Source organism: Kitasatospora sp. NPDC097691 (assembly GCF_040302665.1).
Taxonomy (GTDB): Bacteria; Actinomycetota; Actinomycetes; order Streptomycetales; family Streptomycetaceae; genus Kitasatospora.
The window spans coordinates 41184-48390 of the sequence record NZ_JBEORY010000068.1 but is presented as its reverse complement, the minus strand read 5'-3'; the positions used below and the strand labels follow the sequence as shown (position 1 = coordinate 48390).

The following is a 7207-nucleotide window of genomic DNA, read 5'->3' as shown; positions in this document are numbered from 1 at the left end:
GCCGCCTTGACGGCGCGGAAGACGGCGTTGTCGATCTGGACGAACTGCCCCAGCTGGGCGAAGTTCTCGCACATCAGGGTGAAGTGGTGGCGGTCCGAAGACCACCACGTTGTCCAGGTAGTCCCGCCGCTTCTTGTCGTACGTGCCGCCGCAGGTGATCAGCCGCAGCTGGGCGTCGGGCGTCTTGCCGTACACCTTCTGGTCGGGGAAGGCGTCCTTGGCGAAGGTCTCCACCGCGTCCACGGTGAAGACGGCGACCGTGCCGTCGGCGCGGCTCACCTCGACCTTGTTGCCGGGCAGCAGCAGGCTCAGCAGCAGGAACACCGCCGGGCCCTTGGTGGTGTCCACGTGCCCGGCGACGACCGCGCTGCCGCGCTCGCCCGGGGTCACGCCACCGCGGTACCAACCGACCAGGTTCTTGTCGTCCGGCGGCGGCGCGTTGAGCTGGCCGGCCGCGTTGAGGGTCAGCTCGGTGAACGGTGCGTCCACGGCGATCTGCGGGATCCGCAGCCGGGTCGGCTTGGAGGCCTTGAGCGCCGGTACCCCCGGCGCGGCCGCCGAGGGCGGCGGGGAGGCGGCGGCCGGCGGCCCGGGGACGGCCGAGGCGGTGGCCGCCGGGGGAGCGGCCTGGGTGGCCGCCGCGTCGGTGCTCGGCTCGGTGTCCACCGAGTTGTAGATCAGCAGCAGACCCACCGCTGCCGCGCCCATCCCGGCGCGCAGCAGCCGGGGCATTCCAGAGGCGGGACCACCCGTCATTCCTGTCCTCCGCTCAACCGGTTCCGAACGGCCCGCCGCCCCCGGTGCGCCCCACCCCGGCCGGGGAAGGCGCCCGGAGGCGGCGGAAGCAGCGCGTCGGGCGTCAGGCGACCGCGCCGGAGGCGCGGCGGCCGCGGCGCAGGGCGAAGGCGCCGGCTCCGAGGCCGCCGAGCAGCAGCACCGCGCCGGAGGCGAGCCCGCCGCCGGACAGCGAGAGACCGCCGCCACCGGTGTGCACACCGCCGTGCGGGGTCTTGTGGTCCTCGTCCTTGGCCTCGGAGCCCTTGTGCTCCTCGCCCTTCGAGTCGGAGCCCTTGTGCTCCTCGCCCTTGGACTCGGTGCCCTTGGAGTCGGAGCCCTTGTGCTCCTCGGTGCCCTTGGAGTCGGTGCCCTTGTGCTCCTGGGAGGCGGCCGAGCCCATCGAGCTGTCGGCGCCCTTCGGAGCGTCGGCGGCGCCCTTGTCGGGCTTGTCCTGCTTCTCCTGCCAGGTGAGGTTCTTGCCTTGGTCGGAAGAGCCGTCGGCGAAGGCCATGGGGGCACCGGCGGTGAGGACGGCGGCGACGGCCGCCGCGGCGAGCAGCGTGCGTGCAGAACGCATGAGGATGATCCTTCCGGCGCGCGGACCGCGACCGCCGACACGGTGCCGGGCAAGGGGACTCGCGGGGGGTGCGCCTGATCCACCGTCAACCACGGTGCCGCCGCCTGCCACCGGAGCGTGGCAGCGCCGGCACGGACTGTGCGCCCTTCGGGTGGAGTCCCGGGTGTGTTCACCCGGCTGGCCGGGCGATCCGGGTGAATCCGCACAGGGGCCGGGCGCTGCGGGCCGGGGGCCGGGCGTCGGGGGTCGGCGGTCGGGGGCAGGGGCGTGCCCCGGACCGGCGGGGGAGCGCAATGGGCCCGCCCCCGGCACACGGCCGGGGGCGGGCCCATCGGGGACGCCGGTTCAGCGGTCCCAGCGGTAGAACTCCCGCGCCATCGCGTCCTTCGGCTCGCGCCAGGTGGCCGGGTCGTAGGCCTGGACGAAGGCGGTCAGGCGGTCGCTGACGGACCGGAAGTCCGGGTGTCCGACGACCTTGGCGACGGCCGGGCCCGGCGGGCGGTCGGCCTCGATCAGGTGGAGGTAGACGTCGCCGAACTGGAAGAGGCTGCGGCCGGTGACGCCGATCAGGTGCGGCAGTTCGCCCTGGTCGGACTCGGCGAACACCTCGGCGATGTCCGGCGCCGCCTCGGGCTTCATCCGGGCGACGATCAGGGCCCGGTGCGCGCCGCTCACAGCTCCGCCGCCCGCTTCTCGACCTTCTCGCGGATCAGCTGCATCTGGATCCGCGAGTTCTTGTTGATGTGGTTGACCATGCCGTCGTCGTCGACCGGCGCGGTGGGCTTCATCGCGAAGTCCTGGATCCAGCGCATCCTGGTGCCGGCCGGGACCTCCGCGTACTCCCAGCGGATGTCCATGAACTCGAACGGACCGGGCTCGACCCGGCGGGCCCGCACCGCGAGCGAGGACTTGTCGGTGGTGCGCTCGGAGACCCAGCTCCACACCTGGCCGTTCTCGTCCGGGTGCATGGTGAGCCGGAACTGCACGCGGTCGCCGTCGCGCTCCAGGACCTCGACCGAGGCGTACTCGCTGAACAGCTCCGGCCAGTTCTCCAGGTCGTTGGTGATCTCCCAGACCAGGTCGAGCGGCGCGGCGATGACGATCTCGTTGTCGGTGTGTCCGGGCATCTCAGGCACCAGCCTTCGCGGAGAGGGAGGAGTTGACCAGCTCGATGAACTCGGCCGGGGTCTTGGCGGACTCGGCGCCGGAGGTGACCTTGAGGCCGTGCCGGTTCTCCAACTCGCCGACGACGCCGAGCAGTCCGAGCGAGTCGACGCCGAACACGTCGAACTGCGCGCCCGGCTGCTCCAGGTCGCTCGGCTCCACGGTGACGCCGGCCCGGGCCTGCAGCAGGGCGGCGAGTTCCGGATAGCTGAGGGTGTTGCTCACGGGGGTGTGTCCCTTCGAAGGTGTGACGGAGTGGTTCGGGAGGTTCAGGACGGCTCCCCGCGCCGGAGCACCAGCGCGGAGTTGGAGCCCATCAGCCCGCGGCTGAGCACCAGGGCGGTGCGCAGCTCGGCCGGGCGGGCGCGGTCGGTCACCAGGGCGAGGTCGTGGCAGACCTCGGTGACGTTGGGGGTGGGCGGCAGCACGCCGTCCTCCATGGCCAGCACGGCGGCGGTCACGTCCAGCAGCGGGGCGCCGCAGTAGGCCCGGCCGGTACCGGTCTTGGGCGCGGTGACCGGGACGCGCTCGGTGGCCGGGCCGAGCGCGTCGGCCAGCGCCAGTGCCTCCGCCCGGTCGGCGGCGGGGACGCCGAGGGCGTCCGCGAAGACCACGTCGATCTCCTCGGGCGCGATCCGGGCCTCGTCCAGCGCGATCCGGATCGCGGCGGCCAGCCCCTCGCGGGACTCCTCCCAGCGGGAGGCCCCGGTGAAGGTGGCGCCGTGCCCGGCCAGGTGCGCCCGGACGTTGGCGCCGCGCCGCTGCGCCGTCCGCTCGTCCTCCAGCATCAGCATCGCGCCGCCCTCGGCGGGGGCGAAGCCGCAGGCCCGCGCGGTGAACGGCAGGTAGGCCTCCTCGGCCCGCTCGGCCAGGCTGAGCTCGGGGTAGCCGAGCTGGCAGACCATCGAGTAGGGAGCCAGGGGGGCCTCGGCGGCGCCGACCACCATGGCGTGGGTGCCGCGCTCGATCGAGCGGGCCGCGTGTGCGAGGGCGTCCAGGCCGCCGGCCTCGTCGCTGGCGACGACACCGCAGGGGCCCTTGTAGCCGCCGCGGATCGAGATCTGGCCGGTGCTGGCCGCGTAGAACCAGGCGATGGACTGGTACGGGCCGACGAACTTCGGCCCCTGGCCCCAGAGTTGCTGGAGCTCGCGCTGGCCGAACTCGCCGCCGCCGGAGCCGGCCGCGGTCACCACGCCGACCGCGAAGGGCTGTTCGGGGTCGGGCCGGAAGCCGGCGTCCGCCACCGCCAGGTCGGCGGCGGCCATTGCGTAGTGCGTGAAGCGGTCGGTCTGCACCAGGTAGCGGTTGTCGATCGCCGACTGCGGCTCGAAGTCCCGTACCTGGCCCGCGATCCTGAGCGGCAGCTCGGTGCAGCCCTCGCGGGATATCCGGTCGAGGACGCTCACGCCCTGCCTGGTGGCCTTCCAGAAGGCGTCGGCCCCGACACCGTTCGGCGCCACCACGCCGAGGCCGGTGACCACCGCCCGGCGGCCATGCTGACGTGACGTCATGGAACTCACCCCGTTCTGTTGAGCACGACGGCGGACTGGAATCCGCCGAATCCGCTGCCGACCGAGAGGATGTGGCTCAGCGGCAGCTCGCGCGCGGTGCGCGGCACGTAGTCGAGGTCGCACTCCGGGTCCGGAGTCTCGTAGTTGGCGGTCGGCGGCACGACGCCGTGGGCGAGCGCCAGGGTGCAGGCGACGACCTCGATCGCGCCGATCGCGCCGAGCGAGTGCCCGACCATCGACTTGATCGAGCTCATCGGGGTCCCGAATGCGTGCCCGCCCAGCGAGCGCTTGACCGCGGCCGTCTCGTGGCGGTCGTTCTGCTTGGTGCCCGAGCCGTGCGCGTTGACGTAGTCGACGTCGGTGCGGTCGACCCGGGCGTGGGCGAGCGCGTGGTCGATCGCCCGGGACATCTCCAGCCCCTCCTTGGTGAGGCCGGTCATGTGGTAGGCGTTGCCGAAGGTGGCGAAGCCGCCGACCTCGCCGTAGATCCGGGCGCCGCGGCGCCGGGCGTGCTCCAGTTCCTCCAGCACCAGGACGGCGCCGCCCTCGCCGAGGACGAAGCCGTCGCGGTCGGCGTCGAAGGGACGGGAGGCGTGCTGCGGGTCGTCGTTGCGCTCGCTGGTGGCCTTGATGGCGTCGAAGCAGGCGACGGTGATCGGCGAGATCGGGGAGTCGGAGGCGCCGGCGATGCAGATGTCGGCGCGGCCCTCCTCGACCGCCTGGAAGGCGTAGCCGATCGCGTCCAGGCCGGAGGTGCAGCCGGTGGAGACGGTCTGCACCGGGCCGCGGGCGCCGGTCCGCTCGGCCACCGCGGAGGCGAGCGTGCTGGGCGCGAAGGCCCGGTGCAGCTGCGGCTCCGCCTGTCGGTGGTCCACGTCCCAGCGCGCGCCGGCGGAGCTGACCAGGGCGTAGTCGTGCTCCAGTCGGGTGGTGCCGCCGACGGCGGTGCCGAGCGAGACGGAGATCCGCCACGGGTCCTCGGCGGCGAGGTCCAGGCCGGCGTCGGCGATCGCCTCGTCGGCCGCGACCATCGCGAACTGGACGTAGCGGTCGGCCCGTTGGGCGTCCTCCGGGCTCAGCCCGTGGGCCGCCGGGTCGAAGTCGACCTCGGCGGCGATCCGGGAGCGGAACCCGGTGGGGTCGAAGAGCGTGATGCCCCGGGTCGCGGTGCGGCCGGCCGTGAGGAGCTCCCAGAACGCCGGGACCCCGACCCCGCCGGGCGCGACCACACCGATCCCCGTGACGGCGACGCGCCGGGTCACGAGGCCACCTTGGCGTGTTCCGGCGGGCCGGAGGCGGCGGACTCCTCGGTGGTCACGTGGCCGAGGTCGGGGCGCGGGGCGAGCGGGCCGAGGTGGAAGACCATCCGGGCCTCGGTGTCGCCGACGTTGCGGAAGCGGTGGCGCATGTTGATCGGGATCATGAGGCCCTGGTCGGCCTTGAGCGGCCGGGTCTCCCCGTCCAGGTCGACCTCCAGCTCGCCGCAGACGACGAACACGAACTCCTCGGAGTACGGGTGGTAGTGCTCGCCGATCCGCTCGCCGGGCCGGACGATCGCCAGGCCCATGAAGCCGCTGGTCGCCCCGCACGTGGTCGGGGTGAGCATGGTGCGCAGCTCGGCGCCGTGACGGCGGTTCTCCGGAGCCTCGTCGACGTTGACGATCCGTGGGTACTGCGTGGTCATGATGGTCTTCCTCCGTGGAGTCGACGTGGAGTTGACGTTCGGGGTGGCGGAGCGTCAGTTGTTGCGGGGGTCGGCGGAGCTGCGGTCGGTGACCGGGTTCATGGCCCGGGCGGCGAGGAAGGCGCCGAGTCCGGTGACGGTGCGCAGGTCGCCCTGCGGGCCGAGGTCGAGCAGCCGGGCCAGCGCGGCCGCCTCCCGGTCGTCCGCCACGCCGAGGGCCGCGGCCGGGTCGGCCTCGGCCGGCACCCGCAGGTCGACCAGGCGCACCACCACGTCCTCGCGCTGGAAGACGGTGCCCGCCGCCACCGGCCCGGTCGGGTCGGCGGTGGCCAGGTTGTCGTGCTCGGCCAGCAGCTCGGCCACGGCCCGCCCGTTGCCCGGGCGGACGGGGTAGAGCACGGCGTGCCGGTGCAGTCGGCCGGAGGCGGGGGAGCTGGCGATCGCCTGGTGCTTGGCGGGCAGCGCGGCCTTGGCGAAGAACGCGCGGGCGGCCTGCGGGTCACCCAGCTGGCGGGCCTCCTCCAGGTGCGGGTTGATCGCCTCCTCGACGGCTCGCACCTCGGGCTGCATCGCCACGTGCCGCAGGGCGTCGCCCAGGTTGCCGACCACCTCGACGGCCCGCACCACCCGGTTGCCGTGCATGAACAGCGAGGTGCGCTGCAGCCGGGTGTGCTCGTCCACCTCGGCCCGGGGGGAGGCGTAGCCGGACAGGATCCTGGCCACCTCGGGCTCGCTGCCGGGCTTGACGGTGAAGGTCAGCGCGTGGCGGACCACGCCGTCCGGGCCAGGTTCGGCCTTCGGCGGGCCGACGTGGCCGGCCGGCGTGGTGGGCGGCAGGCCGGGCGGCACCTCCATCGGGGCCCGGGTGCCGGTCGAGCCGGCCGCCGAGGTCTCGCGCAGGACGGCGTAGCGCAGCGAGCGGAAGTTGTCGCTGACGCAGCCGTGCATCGGCTTGACCATCTCGCGGTGGGCCGGGCTGTCCACCCACTGCAGGAAGGTCTCCTGGTCCCGCCACTCGCTGGTGATCAGCCACTGGCGCGGGTCGTTGATCGACTGGCACAGCTGGTCGCTGACGTGGCCGGGGACCGAGGCCACCTGGTGGCGCAGCTGCTCGTAGACGTCGAGGAAGCGCTGCTGGGCGCCGTCCTGGATCTCCAGCATCAGCACCACCCGCAACCGGGAGTCGGACTCGTCCTGCTGCTTCGGCTGGGGTTCGGACAGAGTTGTCATGATCCACTTTCTGCTCTGGGCCGCACGCTGCGGGCCGTGTCGGCCGTGCCCGGCGGGTGCTCCCCGGCCTGGGAAGGCGGTGCGACGGCGGTCGGGCCCGGGCGGTCGGCTCCAGGCCTGAGGTCGATCGTGGGCGGCGCACCGGGTGCGGCGCGAGATTTGCGGGCCATCCGGGCGAAGGGGCGGCACAGCCGGCCTCCGGCGGGGGATGGAAGAGCGGGGCCCCCGGCTGAGCGGGCCCGTCGAGGGCGGCGCCGAGCCCAG

General features: G+C 73.7%; 8 protein-coding genes and 2 pseudogenes. All 10 read right to left on the bottom strand.

Annotation, left to right across the window (positions count from 1 at the left end; translation table 11 throughout):
• Window positions 1–95: pseudogene (locus ABTY56_RS33205) on the bottom strand (L-threonylcarbamoyladenylate synthase); the annotation flags it as partial.
• A gap of 1 nt (window position 96) precedes the next feature.
• Window positions 97–756 (bottom strand): annotated as a pseudogene (locus ABTY56_RS33200) (class F sortase); the annotation flags it as partial.
• Window positions 757–859: 103 nt separating this feature from the next.
• On the bottom strand, window positions 860–1354 hold the full coding sequence (locus tag ABTY56_RS33195; protein ID WP_350633091.1) for a hypothetical protein: 495 nt from the start codon (window positions 1352–1354) through the stop codon (window positions 860–862).
• 345 nt (window positions 1355–1699) lie between these two features.
• On the bottom strand, window positions 1700–2029 hold the full coding sequence (locus ABTY56_RS33190; protein ID WP_350633090.1) for a TcmI family type II polyketide cyclase: 330 nt from the start codon (window positions 2027–2029) through the stop codon (window positions 1700–1702).
• On the bottom strand, window positions 2026–2481 hold the full coding sequence (locus ABTY56_RS33185) for an SRPBCC family protein (RefSeq protein WP_350633089.1): 456 nt from the start codon (window positions 2479–2481) through the stop codon (window positions 2026–2028). Before ABTY56_RS33185 ends, ABTY56_RS33190 begins: the two co-directional genes overlap by 4 nt.
• 1 nt (window position 2482) lies before the next feature.
• Complete coding sequence (locus ABTY56_RS33180) at window positions 2483–2743, bottom strand: phosphopantetheine-binding protein (protein ID WP_350633088.1); 261 nt, start codon at window positions 2741–2743, stop codon at window positions 2483–2485.
• Between the two features lie 44 nt (window positions 2744–2787).
• Window positions 2788–4029, bottom strand: a complete 1242-nt coding sequence (locus tag ABTY56_RS33175) for a beta-ketoacyl synthase N-terminal-like domain-containing protein (protein ID WP_350633087.1) — start codon at window positions 4027–4029, stop codon at window positions 2788–2790.
• 5 nt (window positions 4030–4034) lie between these two features.
• Entirely contained in the window at window positions 4035–5291 is a 1257-nt protein-coding gene (locus ABTY56_RS33170) for a beta-ketoacyl-[acyl-carrier-protein] synthase family protein (protein WP_350633086.1), read from the bottom strand.
• Window positions 5288–5713: a cupin domain-containing protein gene (locus ABTY56_RS33165; protein WP_350520168.1), complete on the bottom strand. Its 426-nt coding sequence runs from the start codon at window positions 5711–5713 to the stop codon at window positions 5288–5290. The genes ABTY56_RS33170 and ABTY56_RS33165 overlap by 4 nt, the downstream gene beginning before the upstream one ends.
• Before the next feature lie 54 nt (window positions 5714–5767).
• On the bottom strand, window positions 5768–6943 hold the full coding sequence (locus tag ABTY56_RS33160) for a SchA/CurD-like domain-containing protein (protein WP_350633085.1): 1176 nt from the start codon (window positions 6941–6943) through the stop codon (window positions 5768–5770).
• Window positions 6944–7207: the final 264 nt, after the last annotated feature.